The following is a 23,367-nucleotide window of genomic DNA, read 5'->3' on the forward strand; positions in this document are numbered from 1 at the left end:
ACAGGTGAAGGATCTGGTCGACACCACGGAGATGTATCTCCGTACCATCTACGACCTCGAGGAAGAGGGCGTGGTGCCGCTGCGGGCGCGCATCGCCGAGCGGCTCGAGCAGAGTGGTCCGACGGTCAGCCAGACGGTCGCGCGGATGGAACGCGACGGCCTGCTGCTCGTCGCGGGCGACCGCCATCTCGAGCTGACCGACAAGGGCCGCGCCATGGCGGTCGCGGTGATGCGCAAGCACCGGCTCGCCGAGCGGTTGCTGGTCGACATCATCGGCCTCGACTGGGAGAACGTGCACGCCGAGGCGTGCCGCTGGGAGCACGTGATGAGCGAGGAGGTGGAGCGGCGCCTGATCGAGGTGCTCAACCACCCGACCACCTCGCCCTACGGCAATCCCATCCCCGGCCTGGACGAGCTCGGCCTCGGCGATTCCCCCGCTGCCGAGGAGACGCTCGTTCGCCTGTCCGATCTGCCCCACGGCACGCTGCACGCCGTGGTGGTGCGCAGGCTGGCCGAGCACATCCAGACCGACCCGGAGGTCATCGGCAGGCTGCGCGAGGCGGGTGTGGTGCCCGACGCGCGTGTCACCGTGGAGACCAAGCCGGGTGCGGTGCTGATCACGGTGCCGGGTCACACCGGTTTCGAACTGTCCGAAGAGATGGCGCACGCCGTCCAGGTGAGGCTGGTCTGATTCGTGAAACTTCTGGTCACCGGCGGCGCCGGCTATGTGGGTGGCGTGTGCGCCGCCGTCCTGCTCGAGCAAGGCCACGAGGTGGTCGTCGTCGACGACCTCTCGACCGGTAACGCCGACGGTGTGCCCGCGGGCGCCCGGTTCGTCGACGGTGACATCGCGGTCGCGGCGCCGGAGCTGCTGCGTGCCGAATCCTTCGACGGTGTCCTGCATTTCGCGGCGCAGTCGCTGGTCGGCGAGTCGGTGGAGCGGCCGGAGAAGTACTGGCACGGCAATGTGGTGAAGACCCTCACGCTGCTCGAGGCGATCCGCGAGACCGCGACGCCGCGACTGGTGTTCTCCTCCACCGCCGCGGTGTACGGCGAGCCCGAGCAGGTGCCGATCACCGAGGATTCGCCCACTCGCCCCACCAATCCCTACGGCGCGAGCAAGCTGGCCATCGATCACGCCATCACCTCCTACGCGGTGGCGCACGGCCTGGCCGCGACGAGCCTGCGCTACTTCAACGTGGCCGGCGCCTACGGCGGTCTCGGCGAGAACCGGGTCGTGGAAACACATCTGATCCCCCTCGTGTTGCAGGTGGCGCTGGGCCACCGCAAGGCCATCTCCGTGTACGGCACCGACTGGCCGACGCCGGACGGTACGTGTGTGCGTGACTACATCCACATCCGTGATCTGGCGCAGGCGCATCTGCTCGCGCTGTCCTCGGCGCAGCCGGGCAGCCACCGGATCCTCAATCTCGGTTCGGGAACGGGTTTCTCGGTGCGCGAGGTGATCTCGGCGTGCGAGCGGGTGACCGGCCTGCCGATCGAGGCGATCGACGCGCCGCGCCGGGCAGGCGATCCGGCGGTGCTCATCGCCTCGAGCGACCGCGCGATCGCCGAGCTGGGCTGGCAGCCCGAGCACAACGATCTCGACGAGATCGTCACCGACGCCTGGGATTTCCTGCGTTCGCTCGGCGACAAGGCACACAGCGCCCGCTGATCCGGCGGCGAAATCGACGGCGTCACAGGTCGATCGGGCCGATGTCGACCCCGAGGTCCGCGGCGATCTGCCGACCGCAGTGGGCGAGTTTGCGCAGCCGTTCCGGGCGCAGACCGCTCTGCAGCGAGGTCTCCAGCAGCACCGCCATCGGATGGCCGGCATCGGCTTCCACCGCGGCGGTGAGGGCGACGCCGGCGAACGGCCCGTCGCCGCGCACGTAGGCGCTGAATCCCAGCAGCGCCGCGGCTTCGGCGCGGTCGGTGCCGGGTGTCGCCCTGGCGAGCTGGGCCCACAGCTGCTCGGCCGCCTCGGCGTGATCGCCCAGCGCCAGGCCGTACATCGCGTCGCGGATCGGCCGGTCGCGCAGCGTGGCGGCAAGTCGCGCGAGTTCGCGGTCGGCCCGCGGCGCACCGGAGGCGGTGTCGGCGATCTGCCACAGCACCCATTCCAGGCGGCGGCGCTGGAACGCCACGCCGTTCCCGGCGCGCATCGCGGCCGACAACTCGCCGCGATATCGCGCCACCTCGGGGCCGAGCCGGGTCGAAACCTGCGCGCACAGCTGCCGGTCCGGCACGACCAGAGCCGTCAGTTCACTGCGTGAGCGGCGGATCTGCCTGCCGTCGAGCACGTGCGACAGCGCGACCAGCGAGGCCGCCGGGTCACCGACGACACCTCCGGCGGCCCGGTCGAACAGGCTGCGAAACCGCGCGCCCGCCACGATCGACGGCACCGACCACGCCCCGCGTACGGCGATTCCCGCCGCGCCGAGCGCATCGAGCAGTGCCACATCGCGCAGCGCCCCTGGCACGCCGGATTCCGTACGGTCGTCGACGAAGATCGCCAGCACCCCGGTCGCCTGTTCGCGCACACAGATCGACCCCACGCACGCGGTGAACTGGTCGATGCGCCGCGGATCGCAGACCCCGTCCAGATCGAACCGCACGACCGCTTCGATCGCGGCGGTGCCGCCACGTCCCGGCCCGTGCAGGACGGCGACGACGAGCGAGCGTTCGGGAACGAAGCCGAGCATCGCGGGCAGCGCGGCGATCAGCTCGCCGGGGTCGTGCACCCGCAGCGGCGGCTGTGGCAGGTCGGCGGGGTAGGCGGGGGTCGATTCGGCGCAGGTGAGCGCTCGGGGGAAGGGCCCGGTGCGCTTGGCGCGGCGGGTGGAGTTCGTCGACGGTGTCATGGCTCCACCGTGCCCGCCGCCTACTCCGGCGCCCGACCCGCGACCTGGGCTTTCTCCTGCCCTGTTGGCAATGCCGCGGCTGTGGAACGATCCCGGTCCGAGCGCTGCCGCCGAACCGAATCTGTCACCGCCGCGTGGTAGAAGCCCTCAGCTGCCGCGCACGCCGCGGACGGCGGTCGCGAACATCTCCTCGACGGCCACGCCGTCGGGGCGGCCGGTGCCGAAGACCATCGACGTCACCGTGATCCGCACGTCGCCGATCTGCCCGATCGAGGTCTGCATCGTCTGTGTCAGGCCGGTCCCGCCGACATCGGGAATCACGGTGCGCCGCAACGACACCGCGTCGTCGGCGCCGCCCTGGACGGTCTCGTCGAGCACGGTCGTGACGGTCGACTCCGCACCGGCCCTGCCGACGCGGATCTGCTCGCACCCACCGAGCCGGTCCCGAAGCCGCGCGAGCTGTTCGGCGGTCCTGGACAGCTCGACGGTCAGCGTCGCGCGGCTCGCGTCGTCGGAACCGACCATGACGGCTGCCGGTTCGGCGCCCGCCTCGGGCTCCGGCGGAGTGCAGGTGACCGGGCTGACGGTGGCGCCCGCCCCCACCCCGTCGAGATCACCGGCGGCAGCGGCCGCCGCCTGCGGTGGCAGCACCACCGCGGGATACCGGGCCGGGAACTGCTGCGGCGCGGGCAGCAGTTCGGGCAGCGGTCCGTCGACGTGCCGCACCGCCGACGCGCTCTCGGCGACCGGCGTCCCGCTGACGCTCTGCCCGCACCCGGCCAGCGCCACGACCGAGACCGCCGCCGCGCAGGCGAGCACCCGGCACCGCGTCCGGGAGCGCGGGCCCGTACCGGTCGGTGTCGTTTCCGCCACGTTCACCCCACCCACTGTGCCCCACCGGGCCGATCCGGGGGCCGCCGCCACGCCGCCCGGGAATGCCGAGGCGCCGGCGGCTGTTGTGCAGCAGGACGAGCCGTCCTCCGGCCGTGTGCGATGCGTCTGCTCGCATGGGGGACAATGGAGAACGCCTCCCCCGCCGCGAGCGTTGGTGGACCGCGCAGGAAGGAGTACGCGATGGATGATCAGTCGCACATGTACGAGCTGGAGTTCCCGGCACCGCAGCTGTCGTCGGACGACGGTGCGGGCCCCGTGCTGGTGCACGGCCTCGAGGGTTTCACCGACGCCGGTCATGCCGTGCGCCTGGCGACCACCCATCTGCGCGAGAGTCTCGAATCCGAGCTCGTCGCCTCCTTCGACGTGGACGAGCTGCTCGACTACCGCTCGCGCCGTCCGCTGATGACGTTCAAGACCGATCATTTCTCCGACTACGCCGAGCCCGAGCTGAATCTGTGGGCCCTGCGCGACACCGCGGGTACCCCGTTCCTGCTGCTGGCGGGCCTGGAACCGGACCTGCGCTGGGAGAAGTTCACCACCGCGGTGCGGCTGCTGGCCGAACAGCTCGGGGTGCGGCGCACGATCGGCCTGTCCGCGATCCCGATGGCGATCCCGCACACCCGTCCGCTGGGCGTGACCGCGCACTCCTCGGATCGCTCGCTGATCGGCGAGCACCAGCGCTGGCCCGGAGAGCTGCAGGTGCCGGGCAGCGCGTCCTCGCTGCTCGAGTTCCGGATGGCCCAGCACGGGCACGAGTCGCTCGGTTTCTCCGTGCACGTGCCGCACTACCTGGCCCAGACCGACTACCCCGAGGCCGCGCAGACCCTGCTGGAGAACGTCGCCGACAACGCGGGCCTGGAACTGCCGCTGGCGGCGCTGGGCGAGGCCGCGGCGCGCGTGCGCGAGCAGGTCGCCGAGCACATCGCGGGCAACGAGGAGGTCGAGACGGTCGTGACGGCGCTGGAACGCCAGTACGACAGCTTCGTCACCGCCCAGGAACGCCAGTCCAGCCTGCTGGCAGGCGACGGCGAACTGCCCAGCGGTGAGGAGCTCGGCGCGGAGTTCGAGCGCTTCCTGGCCGAACAGGGCGGTTACGACGACACCTCCGGCGACGACAAGGCCTGAACCGCACAGGTCTGACGAGGGCGACGCCCGCTGCGCCCACTAGGGTGGTCGGAGTGGATCTGACCGACCTGCTCGAAATTCCCGGGACCGACGCCGACGCGCTCTACGAGTCGTTCGCGGCGTGGGCCGCCGAGCAGGGCACCCCCCTGTATCCGGCGCAGGACGAGGCGCTGATGGAGCTGGCCTCGGGGTCCAATGTCATCCTGGCCACCCCGACCGGCTCCGGGAAGTCCCTCGTCGCGGTCGGCGCGCACCTGTTCGCGATGGCCAACGGGCAGCGCAGCTACTACACCGCGCCGATCAAGGCGCTGGTGAGCGAGAAGTTCTTCGCCCTGTGCGAGGTGTTCGGCGCCGAGAACGTCGGCATGGTCACCGGCGACGCCGCGGTCAACGCCGACGCCCCGATCATCTGCGCGACCGCGGAGATCCTGGCGAATCTGGCGCTGCGCGAGGGCGCGGCCGCCGAGGTCGGCCAGGTCGTGATGGACGAGTTCCACTTCTACGCCGACCCCGATCGCGGCTGGGCCTGGCAGGTGCCGATCATCGAGCTGCCGCGCGCGCAGTTCCTGCTGATGTCGGCGACGCTGGGCGAGGTCGACTTCTTCGCGACCGATCTCGAGCGCCGCACCGGCCGGTCGACCGCGGTGGTCGCGGGCACCGAACGCCCTGTCCCGCTGATGTTCTCGTACGTGCGCACCCCCATCACCGAGACCATCGAAGAGCTGGTGACCACCAACCAGGCGCCGGTCTACGTTGTGCACTTCACCCAGGCCGCCGCGCTGGAGCGCGCGCAGGCACTGACCAGCGTGAATTTCGCCACCCGCGCCGAGAAGGACGCGATCGCCGCCGCCCTCGGCGAGTTCCGCTTCGCGGCGGGCTTCGGCAAGACCCTCTCGCGGCTGATCCGGCACGGCATCGGCGTGCACCACGCGGGCATGCTGCCCAAATACCGCAGGCTCGTGGAGAAGCTCGCCCAGGACGGGCTGCTCAAGGTGGTGTGCGGCACAGACACCCTCGGCGTCGGCATCAACGTGCCGATCCGCACGGTGCTGCTGACCGGGCTCACCAAGTTCGACGGTGTGCGCACCCGCAGGCTCAAGGCGCGTGAGTTCCACCAGATCGCCGGCCGCGCAGGCCGCGCAGGCTTCGACACCATGGGCACCGTGGTCGTGCAGGCCCCCGAGCACGAGGTGGAGAACGCGCGCCTGATCGCCAAGGCGGGCGACGACCCGAAGAAGCAGCGAAAGGTGCAGCGCCGCAAACCGCCCGAGGGTTTCGTGTCCTGGAGCGAGGAGACCTTCGACCGTCTGGTCTCCGCCCAGCCCGAGCCGATGGTGTCGCGCTTCACGGTGACCAACGCCATGCTGCTCAACGTGATCGCCCGCCCCGGAAATGTCTTCGCCGCGATGCGGCACCTGCTCGAGGACAACCACGAGCCGCGCGCCGCCCAGCGCAAGCACATCCTGCGCGCGATCCGGCTCTACCGCGCCCTGCGCGATGCCGGTGTGGTGCAACAGCTCTCCGAACCCGACGCCAAGGGCCGGATGGCCCGGCTCACCGTCGACCTGCAACGTGATTTCGCCCTCGACCAGCCGCTGTCGCCGTTCGCGCTGGCCGCCTTCGAGCTACTCGATCGCGAGAACCCCACCTACACACTGGACGTCGTCTCCCTGATCGAGGCGACCCTGGAGGACCCGCGCCAGCTGCTGATGGCTCAGCAGCACAAGGCCCGTGGCGCCGCGGTGGCCGAGATGAAGGCCGACGGCATCGAATACGAGGAGCGGATGGAGCTCCTGGAAGAGGTCACCTGGCCCAAGCCGCTGGCCGAGCTGATCGACCCCGCGTTCGAGACCTACCGGGCCGGGCATCCGTGGGTCTCGGAATTCGCGCCGTCACCGAAATCGGTGGTGCGCGACATGATCGAGCGCGCGATGACCTTCGCCGAACTGATCTCGTTCTACGAACTGGCCCGCTCGGAGGGTGTGGTGCTGCGCTACCTCGCCGACGCCTACCGGGCGCTGCGCCGCACAGTGCCCGACGCGGCGCGGACCGAGGAACTCGACGACCTCACCGAATGGCTCGGCGAACTGATCCGCCAGGTGGATTCGAGCCTGCTCGACGAATGGGAGCAGCTCACCAACCCCGGCGCGGAGAACGACGCCGAGCAGATCGCGTTCGGCGCGGAGTCGGTGCGCCCGATCTCGGCCAACGAACGCGCTTTCCGGGTGATGGTGCGCAACGCCATGTTCCGCCGGGTCGAGCTGGCCGCCCGGCAACGCTGGTACGACCTGGAGGAGCTCAGCCCCGGCCCCGACTGGGCGCAGGACTTCACGCCCTACTTCGAGGAGTACGCCTCGATCGGAACCGGCCCCGACGCACGCGGCCCGCAGCTGTTCCAGGTAGAGCAGCGACCCGGCTTCTGGCATGTGCGCCAGGTGCTCGACGACCCCGCGGGCGACCACGGCTGGGCGCTGGCGGCCATCGTCGATCTGGAGGAGTCCGACGCCGCGGGTGAAGTGGTGTTCGACGAGGTCACGGTAGCGGCGGGCTGAGCCATACCTGTTCGCTATCACGGAAAATGACGAATGTTTGACGGATTCGTTGTTGGGTAGGCGCCGCTGATAGTCTCTCCCGGCCGCCGACCGAAAGTTCAACTATGCCCGAATCCCCGTACCTTGTCATCTACCCCGAACGGGTACGTGCCAATTACCGAGCTCTCGCAGCCGCCGTGTCGGCGCGGCGCACCCGGGGCACCCGGATCAGGTACGCGGTGAAGGCGGCACCGGTCGACGAGTTGCTGACGCTGCTCGACGCCGAGGGCGCGGAGTTCGACGTCGCCAGCATCGGCGAGATCGACCAGGCCATCCGGCTTGGCATCGACCCGGGCACGCTCTGCTACGGCAACCCCATCAAGAAGAGCGCCCACATCGCGCGCGCCTTCGCCCTCGGTGTGCGCCGCTACGCCTTCGACACCGAAGACGACCTGCTGCGCATCGCCGAGCACGCCCCCGGTTCCGAGGTCGAGTGCCGGTTCCTGTCCTCGGCGCCGGAGTCGCGCACCCCCTTCGGCACCAAGTTCGGCTGCGCGCCTGCCGAGGCGCTGCGACTGCTGGTGCGCGCCCGCGATCTGGGCCTGGTGGTGGGCGGCCCGTACTTCCACGTCGGCTCCCAGCAGCTGGACCCCGCCGCCTGGCGGATCGGTATCCGGCAAGCCGGTGAGGTCGTCACGGCGTTGGCGGACAAGGACATTCACGTCACCGCGGTCAATGTGGGCGGCGGTCTGCCGATCTCCTACGCCGACGCGGCTCCCGAACTCGACGCGATCGCCGCCGCCATGACCGGCGCGGCCGCGGAGTTCCTGCCCGAATCCACCGGCCTGGTTGTCGAACCCGGCCGCGCGCTGGTGGGTAACGCGGGCACCATTCACGCCGAGGTCGTCGGCGTGCGTTTCGCGCCGGATGGCCGGCGCTGGGTGTATCTCGACGTCGGCCGATACAACGGTATGGCCGAGACGGAGAACGAGTACATCGCCTACCGTTTCGTCACCGATCGCGACGGCGATCCGGTGGGCGAGGCGGTGGTCGCGGGTCCGACCTGCGACGGCGACGATGTACTGTATCAACGCACGAAGGTCCTTCTGCCGACCACGTTGCGAGCCGGTGATCAGATCCAGATCCTCGACACCGGCGCCTATACCGCGAGTTATTCGTCGGTGTCCTTCAATGGTTTTCCGCCCTTGACCGTTCATGTCTCGGGCGCTGAGCGAGAGTGAGTTTGCCCATGACGGCGGAATTCACCGGCTGGCACGTGCTGGCCGAGTTCGGTGGTGTCGACACAGACCTGTGTGACGATCTCGAACGACTCGAATCGGCGTTGCGTGAGTCTCTGATCGCGGCGGGCGTCACCATCTGCGATGTCGTTCACAAAAAGTTCGATCCGCAGGGGGTGACCGTCCTCGCCCTGTTGTCGGAGTCCCACGCCTCGATTCACACTTATCCGGAGTCCGGCGACATCTTCGTCGACGTCTTCACCTGCGGCAGCATCGGTGCGGGCGCGACGAAGGCTGTGGAACTTCTGCGAGACAAGTTGTCTCCCGCGAACGTTCGGATGCAGGTCGTCCAGCGCGGCCACGGCGCCGAGAAGATCTACGAACCGGTGGGCGACGGCCTGACCCGGATCTGGGATCTGCACGAGGTGATCGTGGACACGAACACCCCGTTCCAGCACATGGTGATCGCGCGCACCGATCAGGGCATCTCCCTGTTCTCCGACGACGATCGTCAGTCCACCGAGTTCTCCCAGGTCACCTACCACGAGGCCATGATGGTCCCGGCGTTCGTGCTCGCGGAGAAGCTCGATCGGGTGCTGATCATCGGTTCCGGCGAGGGTGTCGCCTCGCAGATGTCGGTGGCGGCCGGGGCGACCCATGTCGACCACGTCGACATCGACCAGCTCGAGGTGGAGCTGTGCGCACAGCACCTGCCCTACGGCTACACCACCGACGAGCTGACCGCCGCGGTGCAGGGCGATGGCCCGGTGCACGTGCACTACGCCGACGGCTGGGACTTCCTGGCCAAGGCGCAGGAGGCGGGCACCCGCTACGACGTGATCGTCATCGACCTGCCGGACGAGCGCGTCGAGGACGCCCAGCACAACCGCCTCTACGAGTCGGAGTTCCTGTCCCGATGTAAGGCACTGCTGGCGCCCGGCGGCGTGCTGTCGGCCCAGGCCGGGTGCGCGACCATGTGGCGCAACGAAACCCTCAAGCGTTCGTGGGGCCGGTTCCACGAGCAGTTCGCCACCGTGGTCCCCTACGGCAGCGACGAGCACGAGTGGACCTTCCTGTTCGGCCTGAACGAGAAGATCGATGACCCGGTGCGCGGCATGGCCGATCGCCTGGCCCTGCTCCCCTACCGCGCCGAGACCATCGACGCCCGCGCCCTCGAGCGCGGCGCGATCGAGCCGTACGCCCTGCGCGGCTGAGCTCGAGCGACAGACACCGAAGGCGGTGATCCGGATTCTCCGGGTCACCGCCTTCGTCGTCGCGGCGGCCGATGTTCACCGGGCTCTCGATTCCGGTGCCGCGGTGCGCCGAAAGTTGGCACTATGCGAGGTGCGCCGCTTCGAAGAGAATCGAGTCCGCTCATGACACCGACACCGTTGTCCGCCGACGGTTTGATGCCGGTCCGCACGCCGTCCTGGCAGCGACCCCGCCTCGACGCGCTGTCCGAGGCGAGCCTGACCGCGTTCGGTCGGCTGTTCGCCGCCGCTCCCGACGTGACGGTGGCCGACTTCGCGCGGTTGGACGGCGACGTGACGATGCGATCGTTCCCCGGGTCCGGCGAGCGGGTGCTCGCTCCGGTGATGGCACGGCCGTCGTACTTCTGGGTGGCGAAGTCGTTTCGTCACGTGGACGGCGGTGTGGCGGTCGGCCACAATGTCTTTCGGCTGCTCGGCGGAATGCGGGCGCTGAATTTCGTGGCGACGGTGGGTGATTCCGTGATCGACGGGCGGCCTGCCGTGCTGTTCGACTACGACGATCCGCGGGTGGGGTCGCGGCGCCCGGCCCGGCGGATCTACGACGAGCTGCGCGAGATCGAGCCGGATCTGTGGCTGGGCCCGAGCTACTTCCGCACCGGGAGCAAGCGAATCCCGATGGGCTGGTTCGCACTCGATGCCTCGGTGCCGTTCGACGGACCCGCCTGAACAGCGCCGAGCCGGGCGCGGAAGGACCACACCCGGCTCGACGAACAAGTGTCAGCCGCGCGCCGCGCGTTGCGCGCGATACTCGGCCACATCGACCCCGCCGACACCCCAGTTTGTCAGCGGCACTTCGTCGATCACGACATAGGTGCTGTCGGGCGCCTTGCCGAGCACGTCGAACAACAGATCGGTGACGCCCTTGATCAGCTGCCCCTTCTGCTCCGGGGTGACCCCTTCATCGGTGACCTTGATATTCACATACGGCATGGCTGTTTTCCTTTCTACGCCGCTCTACCTGCAATGAACCCGCCGTCGACGGGGAGGATGTGGCCGGTGACGAACTCGACGTCGGTCAGGTACAGCACGGCCGCGGTGGTGTCGGCGACCTCGCCGATCCGGCCGAGCAGGGCCGCGCCCGCGGCGGCGCGCTCGTCGCCGTCACCGAACAGGGGTGTGCGGATGATGCCGGGGGCGACCGCGTTCACCCGGATCCGCGCCGGCGCCAGTTCGGCGGCCAGGCTGGTGGTCAGCGCGTGCACACCACCCTTGCTGATCAGCGCGGCCGAGGCGGGCAGCCCGGTCATCGCGTGATCGATGAGCACGGTGCCGATGTTGACGACGCTGCCACCCTCGCCCTGCGCGAGCAGCTGCCGGACCACGGCCTGGGTGGTGAAGTAGGTGCCCTTGAGGTTGCCGCCGAGATAGCGGTCGAGCTCGGCCTCGGTGACGTCGACGAACGGGGTCGCGCCGAACACGCCCGCGCTGTTGACCAGCGCGTCGACGTGGCCGAACCGGTCCAGCGCCGCCCGCACGTACGCCGATCCCGTTGCGGGCGCACCGATATCGCCGGCCACCGTGGCCACCCGGTCCGGGGCGGCCAGTTCGGCGGCGACGGCGGCGAGCTTGTCCGCGTCGCGTCCGCCGAGGACGACCGCGTCACCGCGGGCGACGAAGGCGCGGGCGACGTCGCGTCCGATTCCGCTGGATGCGCCGGTCACGATGACCGTCTTGGGTGTCGACATGGACTGGTCCTTTCGGGTTGATATACGACCGGTCGTCTCTGAACGGGCGACCGAAGAGATTCGGGCCGACCAGGTCGGCGGTCAGGTCAGGATGGCGGCGCGATCACGGCCGGAAGTAGTCGTCGAGGAAGCGGCGCAGGCACTTCTCGAGCGGCTCGACGGTGCGGTCGATCTTCATCCGGATCACCGCACCCTCCCAGGATTCGAGCAGGATATCGGCGAGATCGACGGCATCGATGTCGGTGCGCACCGCGCCCTCGGCCTGCGCGGTGCGCAACGCACCGGCCACGCCGTCCCGCCAGTACGCCCACGCGGCCGACAGCGCCGTCCGCAGCAGCTCACTGCCCTCCAGCTCGCCGCCGAGATTGGCGATCAGGCAGCCACCGGTGTAGTCGGCGGCCACGAAATCGTCGATCAGCGCGCCGAAGAACCGGCGCAGACCGGTGAGTGCGTCGGGGGCGCCGTCGAACGCCGCGGCCAGGTTGCGCTGCACGCACAGCGAGTGATGCTCGATCACCGCGTGCGCGAAGCTCTCCTTGCTGTCGAAGTAGTTGTAGAACGACCCTTTCGGCACACCGACCTTGTCGAGCACCTGCTTGATACCGGTGCCGTGGTAGCCGTTGGACAGCAGGCCTGCCGCGCCCTCCTCGATGAGGAGGGCTCGCGTGTCGTCGCTGCGCCGTGGTCGTGCCATGCCCGGAACTATACGACCGGTCGTCTACTAATGGCAAGCACGGTGGTCAGTCGTCGTCCACGCCGCGGGCGGCCAGTGCCTCGCCCATCGCGTCGGCCGTGCGCAGCGCCCGCACCAGCACGGGCGTGACCAGGGCGGTCGCCGACCAGGAGACGCCGCGCGCCCGCCGCGCCTCGGCGACGTCGTGCACGATCTGCGCCAGCAGCGGAACGCACCGGATGGCCAGGGCCAGCAGCAGACTCACCCGTTCGGGATTCACCCCGACGCGGCGCAGCGGTCCGAGCGCGCTGGTCAGCGCGTCGAGCATGTCGGTGACCCGGGTCGTCACCGTCACCAGCGCCGCCAGCGCTACCGAGACGAGCAGTACGCCGCAGACGACGATCGCCCGCGCGGGCGAGGTGGTGAGCAGCTGGAACACCCCGATGATCAGCGTCATCCACAGCACCGGCCGCACCTGGGCCAGCGCCACCCGCCAGGAGATCCGCGCGAGCGCGAACAGGCAGGTCACGGCGACCAGGGCGCAGGCGACGCCGAGCGGGCCGCGCACGAACACCGTCATCGCGACGATCGCGAGCACCAGCAGTGCCAGCTTCACGCCCGCGGACAGCCGATGCAGCAGCGAGTCGCCCGGGCTGTAGAGACCGATCATTCGACGAGTCGCCGATAGGCGCCGACCGCGTCGGCCGGTGTGCCGTCGAAGGCAACAGACCCGTTGTCCAGCACCACGACTCGATCGAACCCGTCCAGCAGCGCGAGCTGGTGGGTCACCACGATCACCTGCTGGTCGAGGGAGTTCAGCGCCTCCGACACCCGGCGGGCATTGCGCAGGTCCAGCAGCGTGGTCGGCTCGTCGGCGACGATCACCTCGGGCTCGCGGATCAGCGCGGAGCCGATCGCGAGGAGTTGTTTCTGCCCGCCCGAGAGCAGGTGCGCCGGATGGTCGGCGTGCGCGCCGAGCCCGAAGCGGTCGAGCATCCGTGCCACCCTGGCCGCGATCTCGGCCCGGCCAAGGCCGCTGCGCCGCAGCGAGAACGCCAGATCCTCGGCGACGGTCGGCATCACGATCTGGGTGTCGGGATCGGTGAACACGAAGCCGACCTTGCGCCGGACCTGCGCGCCCTTGCGGGCGGCGTCGAGCCCGTCGACGGTGACGGTGCCCGACGCCGGTTTCAGCAGCCCGTTGAGCATCCGCGCCAGCGTCGACTTCCCGGATCCGTTGGCGCCGATGAGGCCGACCCGCCGTTCGGTGATCCGAAGATCGATGTCGCGCAGCACGGTCCGATCACCGAAACGGTGGCCGACCGAGTCGAGGACGATCTCGCTCACGACAGCCGCCGCGTGCGCTCAGCCACGGATCAGCCCGGGGTACGCGCGGTGCACACCGTTAGCCACGACCGTGGCGACGACAACCTTGGCCAGGTCGCCCGGCACGAACGCGAAGTTGGCCGACACGGCGGCCCACAGCCCGAGATCGGTGCGGATCAGCAGCCCGGCGGTCCCGAACAGGTAGATGACAACGAGCCCGCCGAACGCGTTGATCAGCAGGCCGAGCACGATCGGATACTTCGGCAGGATCGCGGCGGTCAGCGCGCCGATCACCAGCGTCGCGGGGATCCAGCCGATCAGATAGCCCGCGGTCGGCGAGGCAAGGGCCGTCAGGCCGGTGCGGCCACCGGAGAGCAGCGGCAGGCCGATCAGGGTCAGCGCGATGAAGACCGCGACCGCGGCCGTGCCCTTGCGCGCGCCGAGGATCGCGCCGGTGAGGATTACCCCGAGCGTTTGCAGCGTGATCGGCACGCCGCTGAACCCGACGGTGATCGCGCCCGGCAGGCCAAGGGCGGCGATCAGCGCCGCGAACACCGCGATCTGCGCCATGTCCCTGGCGGCGAAACCGAGCGCCGGCTTCGGGGACTTCTCGACATCGGGCACGGCAAACATCCTTCACAACGGAATTGAACGACGTTCAAGGTAGCAGGTGGAGCACGATCGTCTCGCCACGCCCGAAGATCGACTAAGATCCCGAGGTTGGGAGCTTCTCGGACGACGTTCGCCGCACAACGGCATCGCGCCGACCCACTGTGGCCGAGGAAGGGCCATCATGTCGATTGCGCTACAACGTTTTTCGAACTTGATCGCCGCGATCTACAGCGCAGGCAACGACCCTGACCGATGGGACGGAGTGGTCCGCGAGATCACCGACACCTTCGGGGCGGCACACGGCTTTTTGGTCATCGCCGAACCGGCAGGCGCACGGTTCGCGATCAAGACCTCGGGCAACGGCAGCTCGCCGGACCTGTCCTCCTCGCTCGACCGGGTCGCCGAACACATGCGGCGCCTCCCCGCGGGATCGGCCACCACCAGCGACGAGCTGTTCGACCATACGAGCGCGAACGGCCTGGCCAACAGTTTCCTCGCCCGGCTCAGCGACGATCTACCGCCCTCGTGGATCTGCCTGACCATGCCCGACCACGGCGCGATCAACGGACACTCGGCCGGACTGGCCCTGCTGCGTGCGCTCGTGCCGCATCTGCGCGGGGCGCTGCGCACCCAGTCCAGGCTGGTCGAGTTGTCCCGGGAGCGGGCCTTGGCGCTCGCGACACTGGAGCAGGCGCACTACGGCATCATGATCGTCACCGCCGACGCGGCACTGGTGTTCGCCAACTCCTTGGCCGGGCGCATCATCCGGCAGACCGACGGGCTGAGTGTGGATGCCTTCGGCCGGCTGCGAGCCAGGTCGCCGGGCACCCAGGCGCGACTGCGCGAGCTGATCGAACAGGCCGCGGAGTCGGCGAACGGTGGCGGGAATGTCGCGGTCGCGCGCCCCTCCGGCAATCGGCCGCTGATCGTGCGGATCTCGCCGCTGGACGGAGTTTCCGGAAACGGGGACGGTCCCTGGCATCGGGCCGTGTTGCTGCTGATCGCCGATCCGGACCGCGACCCCGAACCGGAACCGGAAGCGCTGCACGACCTCTACGGCTTGACCGAGGCGGAAACGCTGGTCGCCATGGCGGTTCTGCGTGGCGACGGGTTGCAAGCCGTCGCCGATCAGCTCTCGGTCTCGGTATTCACCGCGCGCACGCATCTGCAGCATATTTTCGCCAAGACGAAAACACACCGGCAGGCCGAATTGGTCCGGTTGTTGTTGACCACCGCGATGTCGGCGCAATAATTTCGGCGGCTCGAATCGGAGGGAATTCCACGCCGATCCCGCCGCGCGCATTCACATCTCTAGCAGAGTGCCACGGGGACACTCCCGCACTGTCGTGCGGGAGTGGCTCGAATGTTCCTCGTCGGTACCGGCATCAGCGTGTCAGACCACGCACACCGGGTAGAGGAACGGAACCGTCACCAGGACCGGAAGACACCCGAGGAAGGCGAGGGGGATCGTGATGAACGGCGAGAGCACTACGGGCTCTACCTGAACGGGCACCGGTGCGACGGGGACGGGGGCAGGATCCGCCGCGGGTGCTGCGCCGGCTACGCCGGTGCCGAGTGCGATCAGCGGCGCGCACGCGAGCACCGCGATGGTTGAACGAACTTTGTACATGACCATTCCTTCGACTGCTGCACACTTGTCGTGCCGACCCCGTGGCGGGACCGTCACCGTAATCAAGAACAGCACTCGCGGACGGGAATTGCGTCGTTCGAACAGATGAAATAGTTAGTGCATATAAAATCAGAAGGGTCGCTTCGATCGAATCACTGCGGCAAGGTATTCGTAATCCTCGGCCCGCGCCGAGGATCCGCGGTAGGCCAGACCGATGGTGCGCCCCGGCGCCGGATCGGCGAAGCGGGCGGTATCGAGAGTGCCGCGCGCGGTTTCGGTGGCCACGGCCATCTCCGGAATGAGGGTGACGCCGAGACCGCCTGCCACGCACTGCACCACCGTCGTCAGCGAGGCGGCGCGGGTGTCGCCGACCGCACCGGGATGCACCTCGGCGCTGCGGCACAACTCCAGGGTCTGATCGCGCAGGCAGTGCCCCTCGTCCAGCAGGAGCAGCGGCATGCCGGCGAGCACCGGCGCGGCCAGGTCGGTGCGCCCGGCCAACTCGTGCCCGCGCGGGGTGACGAGCACGAATTCCTCCGAGTACAGCGGGATCTCGACGAGCCCCGGCGCTCCGGTGGGCAGGGCGAGCAGCGCGACGTCGAGAACACCCGTGCGCAGGCCCTCGAGCAGCCGGGAGGTCTGGTCCTCCACCACGTGCGGAACCAGGCCGGGCAGTTTGCGGCGCAGTTCGGGCAGCAGCTCCGGCAGCACGTACGGCGCAACGGTCGGGATGATGCCGAGGCGCAGCACGCCGCCGAGGCCGTCACCGGTCGCCGAGGCCACGAACCGGTCGGCGGCTTCCAGCGTCGCCATCGCCTGGGGCAGCAGTCGCATCCCGGCCGCGGTCACGAGCACCCGCCGGGTGCTGCGCTCGATCAACTGGAGCCCCAGTCCGTTTTCCAGTGATGCCAGTGCCTGCGATAACGTGGGTTGGCTCACAGTCAAACGCGCTGCGGCGGTGCCGAAATGCCGGTATTCGGCGATGGCGACGAACGCACGCAGCTGCGACAGGGTTGGCTGATAAGTCTGATCAGTCACGCCTATCAGTGTAGGGCAAGCAATCGGCTTTACCTTTCAGTACGCTTTCGGCAAGATCACCGACGAGCTCACACGATGAGCAACCACACCACGAATGAGGAGACGCGCATGGCTCTGCTGACCATCGGCGACCAGTTCCCGGCATACAACCTCAAGGCCGTCATCGGAGGTGACCTGTCGAAGGTCGACGCGCAGCAGCCCGACGACTACTTCACCCAGATCACCAGCGACGACTACGCGGGCAAGTGGCGCGTGGTGTTCTTCTGGCCCAAGGACTTCACCTTCGTGTGCCCCACCGAGATCGCGGCGTTCGGCAAGCTGAACGACGAGTTCGCCGACCGCGACACCCAGGTGCTCGGCGCCTCGGTCGACAACGAGTTCGTGCACTTCCAGTGGCGCGCCCAGCACGAGGACCTCAAGACCCTCCCCTTCCCGATGCTGTCGGACCTCAAGCGTGAACTGGCCACCGCCACCGGCGTTCTCAACGCCGACGGGGTCGCCGATCGCGCCACCTTCATCGTCGACCCGAACAACGAGGTGCAGTTCGTCTCGGTGACCGCCGGTTCGGTCGGCCGCAATGTCGACGAGGTGCTGCGCGTGCTCGACGCCCTGCAGTCCGACGAGCTGTGCGCCTGCAACTGGAAGAAGGGCGACCCGACGATCAACGCCGGCGAACTGCTCTCGGCCAGCGTCTGATCCACCCTTCCCACCGATTCACCCCAGAGGAGCCCCACTGTCATGAGCATCGAGAACCTGAAGAACTCCCTTCCCGAGTACGCCAAGGACCTCAAGCTCAACCTGTCCTCGCTGGCCCGCACCACGGTGCTCAACGAGCAGCAGCTGTGGGGCACCCTGCTGGCTTCGGCCGCCGCGACCCGCTCGGCGACCACCCTGCGCGAGATCGCCGAGGAAGCCGCCGATGTGCTCTCCGCCGAGGCCTACGAGGCCGCGCTGGGCGCCGCGTCGATCATGGGCATGAACAACGTGTTCTACCGCGGTAAGGCGTTCCTGGACGGTCGCTACGACGACCTGCGCGCGGGCCTGCGGATGAACATCATCGGCAACCCTGGCGTCGACAAGGCCGATTTCGAGCTGTGGTCGTTCGCGGTGTCCTCGATCAACGGCTGTGCCCACTGCCTGGAGGCACACGAGAAGACGCTGCGCGAGGCCGGTGTGTCGCGCGAGGTGATCTTCGAGTCGCTGCGCGCGGCGGCCATCGTCGCCGGTGTCGGCCAGGCGGTGCAGTCGACCGAGGCGCTGGCGGCCGCCGCCGTCTGATTCACCGTGTCGCCGCGGCCCCCGATCGGACTTCTCCGATCCGGGGGCCGCGGTCGTTTCCCAAGGACACGACCGGGCTCGCGCGGTCCTGTCGGCCTCGTGACCCGGCCGGTAGGCTCGCGATCATGAACGCACACGAGGTGCCCGAAGCCCCGGATATCCAGGTCGAGGTCGTCAGAGTGTTCACCGACCCCGCCGGACAGCTCGGCAACGCGCTCGGTATCGCCCGCGCGAGTGATGTCGTCGCGCTCGACAAGCAGGAGCTGGCCGCGCGCCTCGGCTTCAGTGAGACCACCGTCGTCGAGGATCCCGTCGACGGCGTCGCCAGGGTCCGCATCTACACACCCCTCGTGGAGTTGCCGTTCGCGGGCCACCCGAGCGTTGGCACCGCGTGGTGGCTGGCGGCGCGGCGCACGCCGGTGCACACCTTGCAGGAGACGGCGGGTCCGGTCACCGTCGACCAGACCGACGGCATCACCTGGATCACCGCCCGTGCCGAGTGGGCGCCGGACTTCACCTTTCACCAACTGGATTCGGTCGAGGAACTGGCGCTGCTGCAGCCCGGCGACGTCACCGAGGGCCAGCACTATTTCTGGGTGTGGACCGACGAGCCGCGCGGGGCGCTGCGGTCACGGATGTTCGCGCCGGCGATGGGCGTCGCCGAGGACGAGGCGACCGGGGCGGCGGCGGTCGCGCTCACCGGGCGGCTGCGGCGTGGGCTGGTGGTGACCCAGGGCCAGGGCTCGCAGCTCTACACCGAATGGGATTCCGACGGCTGGGTGCGGCTGGGCGGCCGGGTCGCCGAGGACCACGTGGTCGTGCTCTGACCTCACTGTCCGAGCTGGCCGCCGAAGCGGCGCAACCACGGTGGCCGGGTGGTCCAGTGTCCGCGCCGTGGCGCCTCGGCGGCACTCAGGTCGGCGAGGATGCGGGCCTCCAGATGCCGTGGCGGGGTGCGCCGGTCGTCGACGGCCAGGCGGGCGAGCATGGCGTGCACGCCGCGGACCCGGGCGGCGAACTGGGCGAGCCGGTGCGGGGCGATCGCGGCGAGCTTGTTCTCGATGTGGTGATACTCGAGTTCGGCGACCGCGTCCAGCGCGTAGGCGTCGGCGAGGGCCAGGATCGAGCCCGGCGGGCACCAGGTCCGGGTGCTGCCGACGCGGACGATCCGCTGCTCGGCGAGCCGTTCGACACCTTCGGCGAGCAGCCGGGTGACGACCGGCACGCGCAGGCCCAGTTCCCGGCTGATCGCCCGGTAGGTGCGCCCGCCGTAGTAGGCGAGCACGAACACTTCGCAATGGCTGTCGAGCGGATCGGCGAAGCCGAGGCGAGCCGAGGCCGCGAGCCAGGGCACCTCGTCGCCGTCGTGGCGGTCCAGCCGTAGCCGCTGCACCGCGAGCCGATGGATCTGGGCGAGCAGCCACGTCTGGTCGGCGCTGAACACCGCATCGTCACGGCCCGCACACGCGGACGCCGGCAGGGATTCGCCGGGGTGCTCGGCGCCCGGTCCGGTCCAATCACCGTCGTAGACGGCGCCGCGGCCGGATGTGGTGTCGGTCTCGGTCCCCAGCCGGGCAGCGAAGGCCGAACGGCCCCACGGTGTCCCGAGGTCGGGGACGGGCGGCAAATCGACGACCGGCGCGGTGGCGGCGAGGGTGGTGGCGCCGGTGTCGGCCGTCCACGGCGCGACACGCAGGCGCCGATACCCCTCGCGGACAACGTCTTCGGCCGAGCCACGGCGATGCAGGACGCGCAGCGCGAGCCCGAAGGCGGCGGCGCCGGTGGCGCGGTACAGCTCACGCACCGTGTCGCGATCGTCGGCGCCGGACGGGAACTCGGGATCGGGCAGCGCGACGCCACCCGGCGCCGGATCGGGACCGCGCTGCCGATTCATCGTCGAATTCCTGTCCACACAAGGGCAATTCGCAGCAAGAGCGGTTGTGGATCGGTATTCACCGGCCGATCGCGGCGATCAACATGAACGCGGTACCGATATCCATCACCACGTGGGGCACCAGCGCCGAGGTCAGCGGGTGGGCGCCTGCGGGGTGAACGAACCGGTGCCAGCGGGGGCCATGACCGACGGTGCCGACCGCGACCAGGGCATCCACCGTGAACAGGGCGGCCAGGGCGAACGCGGGCCAGGGCGCCGGACCGGTCGCGTGGTCGCCGCCGTGACCGGCCATCGCGTACAGCATGGCTGCCGCGGCCACGGTGTGGTACCCGATCGCCATGACCCCGGCGGAGGCCGCCGTCGCGCCGGTGCGCCGCCGCACGACGCGCTCGGCCAGCAGGATCGCGAAGGCCACGGTGAGCGCGGTGAGCACCCCACGCACGGCGTGCGGGTCGGTCGCGGCGGGAAACACCAGCATGGCCAGCATCACCAGGCACATCAGCAGGTGCGCGCTGTCGGCCGCGGCGTCGACGCGGTGGGTGGGTGGTGGCCGCCTGGTCAATCGGGCCGAGACGATCAGGATCGCGAGGACGAACGCGGCGACCACCGGCCAGCGTACGAGTGCATTGTCCTGAACGAATTCGGCCACACCCCACCACCTTCGAGTCGCCACCCGAGCCTCACCATGCTCGCATCGACACGGCGCCCGCGGGCGCGTTTTCACCCGGGCAACGTCGTCGTCATAGCGATGACGGATCATGGACCGATGTCCGATGCACAGTCCGTCAACTCGATGCAGGCGGTGCGCGTCACGGTCGACGACCTCACCGGCGCCCCGATCCGCGACCTGCTGACCGGCCACCACACCGAGATGGCCGCCAACTCCCCCGCCTGCAGCATGCACGCTCTCGACCTGACCGCCTTGCGCGATCCGGCGGTCACGGTGTGGAGCGCCTGGGCCGGTGACGAACTGGCAGGCTGCGGGGCGCTGAAGCAACTCGACCGACGCCACGGCGAGATCAAGTCCATGCGCACCGCCGACGGATTCACCGGCCGCGGGGTCGCCGCGAGAGTGCTGGCCCACATCGTCGACGAGGCACGACGACGCGGATACACCCGGCTGAGCCTGGAGACCGGGTCACAGGAGTACTTCGCGCCTGCTCGCCGCCTCTACCTGCGCCACGGTTTCACCGAGTGCGAGCCTTTCGCCGACTACGTCCTCGACCCGTACAGCCAGTTCTTCACGCACACACTCGCGGCAGAGGTCAGCCCAGCGCGCGGGTGAAGCCCTCGACCAGGTCGGCGACCTGGGCATCGGTCATCACGAACGACGGTGAGATCTGCATCGCGCCCTGTCCGGCGGCGCGGCCCGAGATGCCGTGTTCGCGCAGGGTTTTCACCAGTGCGGGTCCCTCGGACGGGTCGGCCAGCTGGACCGCGGCCACGGCGCCGATTCCGCTGCGGACCTCGGCGACGCGCGGATGGTCGGCCAGCGGAGCGAGCAGGGTGTGCAGCGTGCTCTCCAGCCGGGCCGCTTCCTCGAGCAGTCCCTCGCGTTCGATGATGGCGAGGTTGGCCAGGGCAGCGGCGGCCGCGCCGGCGTGCCCGCCGTAGGTGTAGCCGTGGCGCCACCACACGCCACCGGCGAAGAACGGTTCGGCCAGGTGCGGAGCGATGAACACCGCGCCCATCGGCAGGTAGCCCGAGGTCAGGCCCTTGGCGGTGGTGACGAGGTCGGGTTCGAGGTCGAACCGGGTCGAGGCGAACCAGGTGCCGCCGATCCGGCCGAAGCCGGTCACCACCTCGTCGGCGACGAACAGGATGTCGTGATCGCGGCAGATCTGGCGCACCTCGGCCAGGTAGCCCTGCGGCGGCAGATACACCCCGCCGGCGCCGATGATCGGCTCGCAGAAGAACGCCGCGATCTGTTCGGCGCCGATCTCCTCGATCAGGGCGAGCAGCGATTTCGCGTCGTTCCATTCGACCGTGCGGGTGTCGGCGACGAGCTCGCCGTAGCCCTCGGTGTTGCCTGCGAGCCCACCGATCGAGGTGCCCGCGTAGTGCATGCCGTGGTAGGCCAGGCGACGGCCGACCAGGATCTTCTTGTCGGTGCGGCCCAGTTCGTGCCAGTACCGGCGCGCCAGTTTGGCCGCGGTCTCCACCGAGTCCGAGCCGCCGGACGTGAAGAAGATCTTGCTGCCGGGAACCGGCGCGATGGCCGACAGCTTCTCGGCGAGTTCCTGCGTCGGCGGTTCGGTGAGGTCACCGAAGTTCGAGTAGTGGGCGATGGTGCGCAACTGCTCGGCGACGGCGTCGGCGATCTCCGCGCGACCGTGCCCGACGTTGGCGAACCAGAGCCCGGCCGTGGCGTCGAGATACCGTGTGCCCGCGGTGTCGTAGACGTAGGCACCGTCGCCGCGGGCGACGACGAACGCACCGTCACGAGTGACGGCGCCCATATCCGCGAATCCATGCCAGAGCGCATTCATGGCTCCACACATACCCGAACCGGCCGGGTCGCGCTCGCCGGACTCGCGGATGTCTCAGTCCTCGGACTTGCGTTCCCGCCACCAGGCCGGCAGGTCGCCCAGCGACGCCATGGCAACCGCCAGCACCGCGAACACCAGGGTCAGCACGACCAATCCGAGAGCCATCGACACGTAGCCCTGCTGGCGCGGATCGATGAACGGGTACGGGTACCAGTCGACGATCGGCCCGCGGATCAGGCTGTAGACGCCGTAGATCAACGGGAAGATCAGCCACTGCCCGATCAGCTGCGCGCTCGGGCGCAACCGCCGCGGCATCGCGACCAGCATCCAGTCGAGGACGAGCACCAGCGGTAGGTACCGGTGCATGATGTCGTTGATCCACTTGTCGGTCAGCATCACGTCGATATTGGCCAGTAGCACGGCGTACACGACCATGGTGATGAGCATGTACAGCGTCACCGCGCCGCGCAGCAGCTGCCAGCGGTGGCTCTGCGGTGCGAGCAGCCCACCGATCAGCAGGATGGCCACGCCGAGAATGTTCGACTCGATGGTGAAGTAGCTCAGATAGTTGGTCAGCGAGAAGGTCGCCGAGTCGGCGTTGCGCAGTGGAATCCAGAGCAGGGTGACCGCCCCGAGCACCCCGAAACCGATGCGGTAGGCCCTGATCCACCACGCTGTCGCCACCGCGGCCGTGCCCGCGGTTCGCTCCGGTACGCCCGCGGCGGCGGTGACGGTTCGCGAATCGCTGTGCTCGCCCATGCCCGGATCTTCGCACGCGGCACCGTCGTGGACGTGGAGCTGAACGTCGGCGGGCCGACG

26 protein-coding genes are annotated in these 23,367 nt (G+C 69.3%); 12 read left to right on the forward strand and 14 right to left on the reverse strand.

All coding sequences use genetic code 11. The features are described 5' to 3' along the window. The first annotated feature begins 4 nt into the window (after nucleotides 1-4). Together ACFWF2_RS09175 and galE are read left to right on the forward strand one after the other, a co-directional pair. Nucleotides 5-691, forward strand: a complete 687-nt coding sequence (locus tag ACFWF2_RS09175) for an iron dependent repressor, metal binding and dimerization domain protein (protein ID WP_379086096.1) — start codon at nucleotides 5-7, stop codon at nucleotides 689-691. Nucleotides 692-694: 3 nt separating this feature from the next. After that, nucleotides 695-1,675: a UDP-glucose 4-epimerase GalE gene (gene galE / locus ACFWF2_RS09180; protein WP_379306210.1), complete on the forward strand. Its 981-nt coding sequence runs from the start codon at nucleotides 695-697 to the stop codon at nucleotides 1,673-1,675. 22 nt (nucleotides 1,676-1,697) lie between these two features. On the opposite strand, the gene ACFWF2_RS09185 is transcribed toward galE, so the two are convergent. Both ACFWF2_RS09185 and ACFWF2_RS09190 read right to left on the reverse strand, forming a co-directional pair. Continuing rightward, nucleotides 1,698-2,864 carry a DUF4192 domain-containing protein gene (locus ACFWF2_RS09185; protein ID WP_379306212.1) on the reverse strand — a complete coding sequence of 389 codons (1,167 nt, stop codon included), beginning with the start codon at nucleotides 2,862-2,864 and terminating at the stop codon, nucleotides 1,698-1,700. Nucleotides 2,865-3,011: 147 nt separating this feature from the next. Next, nucleotides 3,012-3,743, reverse strand: coding sequence for a sensor domain-containing protein (locus ACFWF2_RS09190; RefSeq protein ID WP_379306214.1), 732 nt, complete (start codon nucleotides 3,741-3,743; stop codon nucleotides 3,012-3,014). Between the two features lie 195 nt (nucleotides 3,744-3,938). On the opposite strand from ACFWF2_RS09190, the gene ACFWF2_RS09195 reads away from it, so the two are divergent. The 5 genes from ACFWF2_RS09195 (at nucleotide 3,939) to ACFWF2_RS09215 (ending at nucleotide 10,589) form a co-directional block, all read left to right on the forward strand. Then, a complete protein-coding gene (locus ACFWF2_RS09195; RefSeq protein WP_189024034.1) occupies nucleotides 3,939-4,883 on the forward strand; it encodes a proteasome assembly chaperone family protein in 945 nt (314 codons plus the stop codon). A gap of 53 nt (nucleotides 4,884-4,936) precedes the next feature. Continuing rightward, nucleotides 4,937-7,435 carry a DEAD/DEAH box helicase gene (locus tag ACFWF2_RS09200; RefSeq protein ID WP_379306216.1) on the forward strand — a complete coding sequence of 833 codons (2,499 nt, stop codon included), beginning with the start codon at nucleotides 4,937-4,939 and terminating at the stop codon, nucleotides 7,433-7,435. 104 nt (nucleotides 7,436-7,539) lie between these two features. After that, nucleotides 7,540-8,655: a type III PLP-dependent enzyme gene (locus ACFWF2_RS09205; protein ID WP_379306218.1), complete on the forward strand. Its 1,116-nt coding sequence runs from the start codon at nucleotides 7,540-7,542 to the stop codon at nucleotides 8,653-8,655. Between the two features lie 8 nt (nucleotides 8,656-8,663). Further along, the gene (gene speD, locus ACFWF2_RS09210; protein WP_379306220.1) at nucleotides 8,664-9,866 is read left to right on the forward strand and encodes an adenosylmethionine decarboxylase; all 1,203 of its coding nucleotides are present in this window, start codon (nucleotides 8,664-8,666) and stop codon (nucleotides 9,864-9,866) included. 162 nt (nucleotides 9,867-10,028) lie between these two features. After that, nucleotides 10,029-10,589 carry a hypothetical protein gene (locus ACFWF2_RS09215; RefSeq protein WP_379306222.1) on the forward strand — a complete coding sequence of 187 codons (561 nt, stop codon included), beginning with the start codon at nucleotides 10,029-10,031 and terminating at the stop codon, nucleotides 10,587-10,589. Between the two features lie 51 nt (nucleotides 10,590-10,640). Here ACFWF2_RS09215 and ACFWF2_RS09220 read toward each other — a convergent pair whose 3' ends face one another. From ACFWF2_RS09220 to ACFWF2_RS09245, 6 genes are all read right to left on the reverse strand, one after another. Beyond that, nucleotides 10,641-10,853 (reverse strand): 4-oxalocrotonate tautomerase family protein, encoded by a 213-nt coding sequence (locus ACFWF2_RS09220; protein ID WP_379306223.1) that lies wholly within the window; start codon nucleotides 10,851-10,853, stop codon nucleotides 10,641-10,643. A gap of 14 nt (nucleotides 10,854-10,867) precedes the next feature. Next, a complete protein-coding gene (locus ACFWF2_RS09225) occupies nucleotides 10,868-11,608 on the reverse strand; it encodes an SDR family NAD(P)-dependent oxidoreductase (protein WP_379306225.1) in 741 nt (246 codons plus the stop codon). Between the two features lie 103 nt (nucleotides 11,609-11,711). Next, nucleotides 11,712-12,302 carry a TetR family transcriptional regulator C-terminal domain-containing protein gene (locus tag ACFWF2_RS09230; protein ID WP_379306227.1) on the reverse strand — a complete coding sequence of 197 codons (591 nt, stop codon included), beginning with the start codon at nucleotides 12,300-12,302 and terminating at the stop codon, nucleotides 11,712-11,714. Nucleotides 12,303-12,348: 46 nt separating this feature from the next. After that, nucleotides 12,349-12,951, reverse strand: coding sequence for an energy-coupling factor transporter transmembrane component T family protein (locus ACFWF2_RS09235; protein ID WP_379306229.1), 603 nt, complete (start codon nucleotides 12,949-12,951; stop codon nucleotides 12,349-12,351). Further along, nucleotides 12,948-13,628 carry an energy-coupling factor ABC transporter ATP-binding protein gene (locus ACFWF2_RS09240; protein ID WP_379306231.1) on the reverse strand — a complete coding sequence of 227 codons (681 nt, stop codon included), beginning with the start codon at nucleotides 13,626-13,628 and terminating at the stop codon, nucleotides 12,948-12,950. The genes ACFWF2_RS09235 and ACFWF2_RS09240 overlap by 4 nt, the downstream gene beginning before the upstream one ends. An 18-nt stretch (nucleotides 13,629-13,646) precedes the next feature. Next, complete coding sequence (locus ACFWF2_RS09245; RefSeq protein WP_379306233.1) at nucleotides 13,647-14,240, reverse strand: biotin transporter BioY; 594 nt, start codon at nucleotides 14,238-14,240, stop codon at nucleotides 13,647-13,649. 37 nt (nucleotides 14,241-14,277) lie between these two features. Between ACFWF2_RS09245 and ACFWF2_RS09250 the strand changes: the two genes are divergently transcribed. Next, a complete protein-coding gene (locus ACFWF2_RS09250; RefSeq protein WP_379306235.1) occupies nucleotides 14,278-15,471 on the forward strand; it encodes a helix-turn-helix transcriptional regulator in 1,194 nt (397 codons plus the stop codon). A gap of 141 nt (nucleotides 15,472-15,612) precedes the next feature. Here the strand turns inward: ACFWF2_RS09250 and ACFWF2_RS09255 are convergent, their stop codons facing one another. After that, on the reverse strand, nucleotides 15,613-15,849 hold the full coding sequence (locus ACFWF2_RS09255) for a hypothetical protein (protein WP_379306237.1): 237 nt from the start codon (nucleotides 15,847-15,849) through the stop codon (nucleotides 15,613-15,615). Nucleotides 15,850-15,978: 129 nt separating this feature from the next. Further along, complete coding sequence (locus ACFWF2_RS09260; RefSeq protein WP_379306239.1) at nucleotides 15,979-16,887, reverse strand: hydrogen peroxide-inducible genes activator; 909 nt, start codon at nucleotides 16,885-16,887, stop codon at nucleotides 15,979-15,981. A 108-nt stretch (nucleotides 16,888-16,995) separates the two neighbouring features. On the opposite strand from ACFWF2_RS09260, the gene ACFWF2_RS09265 reads away from it, so the two are divergent. The 3 genes from ACFWF2_RS09265 (at nucleotide 16,996) to ACFWF2_RS09275 (ending at nucleotide 18,992) form a co-directional block, all read left to right on the forward strand. After that, the gene (locus ACFWF2_RS09265) at nucleotides 16,996-17,583 is read left to right on the forward strand and encodes a peroxiredoxin (protein WP_189024058.1); all 588 of its coding nucleotides are present in this window, start codon (nucleotides 16,996-16,998) and stop codon (nucleotides 17,581-17,583) included. A gap of 42 nt (nucleotides 17,584-17,625) precedes the next feature. After that, entirely contained in the window at nucleotides 17,626-18,165 is a 540-nt protein-coding gene (locus ACFWF2_RS09270) for a carboxymuconolactone decarboxylase family protein (protein ID WP_379306241.1), read from the forward strand. Between the two features lie 125 nt (nucleotides 18,166-18,290). After that, a complete protein-coding gene (locus ACFWF2_RS09275; protein WP_379306243.1) occupies nucleotides 18,291-18,992 on the forward strand; it encodes a PhzF family phenazine biosynthesis protein in 702 nt (233 codons plus the stop codon). A 2-nt stretch (nucleotides 18,993-18,994) separates the two neighbouring features. On the opposite strand, the gene ACFWF2_RS09280 is transcribed toward ACFWF2_RS09275, so the two are convergent. Both ACFWF2_RS09280 and ACFWF2_RS09285 read right to left on the reverse strand, forming a co-directional pair. Further along, nucleotides 18,995-20,059: a hypothetical protein gene (locus ACFWF2_RS09280; RefSeq protein ID WP_379306245.1), complete on the reverse strand. Its 1,065-nt coding sequence runs from the start codon at nucleotides 20,057-20,059 to the stop codon at nucleotides 18,995-18,997. A 58-nt stretch (nucleotides 20,060-20,117) separates the two neighbouring features. Beyond that, a complete protein-coding gene (locus tag ACFWF2_RS09285) occupies nucleotides 20,118-20,708 on the reverse strand; it encodes a DUF5134 domain-containing protein (RefSeq protein ID WP_379306247.1) in 591 nt (196 codons plus the stop codon). Between the two features lie 117 nt (nucleotides 20,709-20,825). Here ACFWF2_RS09285 and ACFWF2_RS09290 point away from each other — a divergent pair, with 117 nt between their 5' ends. Next, a complete protein-coding gene (locus ACFWF2_RS09290) occupies nucleotides 20,826-21,344 on the forward strand; it encodes a GNAT family N-acetyltransferase (protein ID WP_379306249.1) in 519 nt (172 codons plus the stop codon). Here ACFWF2_RS09290 and ACFWF2_RS09295 read toward each other — a convergent pair. Continuing rightward, a complete protein-coding gene (locus ACFWF2_RS09295; protein ID WP_379306250.1) occupies nucleotides 21,325-22,548 on the reverse strand; it encodes an aspartate aminotransferase family protein in 1,224 nt (407 codons plus the stop codon). The genes ACFWF2_RS09290 and ACFWF2_RS09295 overlap by 20 nt on opposite strands. A 54-nt stretch (nucleotides 22,549-22,602) precedes the next feature. Beyond that, nucleotides 22,603-23,307: a Pr6Pr family membrane protein gene (locus ACFWF2_RS09300; RefSeq protein ID WP_379306252.1), complete on the reverse strand. Its 705-nt coding sequence runs from the start codon at nucleotides 23,305-23,307 to the stop codon at nucleotides 22,603-22,605. Nucleotides 23,308-23,367 lie beyond the last annotated feature (60 nt).

Source organism: Nocardia sp. NPDC060259 (assembly GCF_042728775.1).
In the GTDB taxonomy this organism is placed as follows: Bacteria; Actinomycetota; Actinomycetes; order Mycobacteriales; family Mycobacteriaceae; genus Nocardia.

Bases quoted from the DNA above. Each gene is read 5' to 3' on its own strand.
- ACFWF2_RS09290 (WP_379306249.1), top strand. From the start codon at position 20,826: ATGTCCGATGCACAGTCCGTCAACTCGATGCAGGCGGTGCGCGTCACG.
- ACFWF2_RS09300 (WP_379306252.1), bottom strand. From the start codon at position 23,307: ATGGGCGAGCACAGCGATTCGCGAACCGTCACCGCCGCCGCGGGCGTA.
- ACFWF2_RS09275 (WP_379306243.1), top strand. From the start codon at position 18,291: ATGAACGCACACGAGGTGCCCGAAGCCCCGGATATCCAGGTCGAGGTC.
- ACFWF2_RS09215 (WP_379306222.1), top strand. From the start codon at position 10,029: ATGACACCGACACCGTTGTCCGCCGACGGTTTGATGCCGGTCCGCACG.
- speD (WP_379306220.1), top strand. From the start codon at position 8,664: ATGACGGCGGAATTCACCGGCTGGCACGTGCTGGCCGAGTTCGGTGGT.
- ACFWF2_RS09230 (WP_379306227.1), bottom strand. From the start codon at position 12,302: ATGGCACGACCACGGCGCAGCGACGACACGCGAGCCCTCCTCATCGAG.
- ACFWF2_RS09195 (WP_189024034.1), top strand. From the start codon at position 3,939: ATGGATGATCAGTCGCACATGTACGAGCTGGAGTTCCCGGCACCGCAG.
- ACFWF2_RS09245 (WP_379306233.1), bottom strand. From the start codon at position 14,240: ATGTTTGCCGTGCCCGATGTCGAGAAGTCCCCGAAGCCGGCGCTCGGT.
- ACFWF2_RS09205 (WP_379306218.1), top strand. From the start codon at position 7,540: ATGCCCGAATCCCCGTACCTTGTCATCTACCCCGAACGGGTACGTGCC.
- ACFWF2_RS09225 (WP_379306225.1), bottom strand. From the start codon at position 11,608: ATGTCGACACCCAAGACGGTCATCGTGACCGGCGCATCCAGCGGAATC.
- ACFWF2_RS09265 (WP_189024058.1), top strand. From the start codon at position 16,996: ATGGCTCTGCTGACCATCGGCGACCAGTTCCCGGCATACAACCTCAAG.
- ACFWF2_RS09280 (WP_379306245.1), bottom strand. From the start codon at position 20,059: ATGAATCGGCAGCGCGGTCCCGATCCGGCGCCGGGTGGCGTCGCGCTG.
- ACFWF2_RS09185 (WP_379306212.1), bottom strand. From the start codon at position 2,864: ATGACACCGTCGACGAACTCCACCCGCCGCGCCAAGCGCACCGGGCCC.
- ACFWF2_RS09295 (WP_379306250.1), bottom strand. From the start codon at position 22,548: ATGAATGCGCTCTGGCATGGATTCGCGGATATGGGCGCCGTCACTCGT.
- ACFWF2_RS09220 (WP_379306223.1), bottom strand. From the start codon at position 10,853: ATGCCGTATGTGAATATCAAGGTCACCGATGAAGGGGTCACCCCGGAG.
- ACFWF2_RS09270 (WP_379306241.1), top strand. From the start codon at position 17,626: ATGAGCATCGAGAACCTGAAGAACTCCCTTCCCGAGTACGCCAAGGAC.
- ACFWF2_RS09235 (WP_379306229.1), bottom strand. From the start codon at position 12,951: ATGATCGGTCTCTACAGCCCGGGCGACTCGCTGCTGCATCGGCTGTCC.
- ACFWF2_RS09255 (WP_379306237.1), bottom strand. From the start codon at position 15,849: ATGTACAAAGTTCGTTCAACCATCGCGGTGCTCGCGTGCGCGCCGCTG.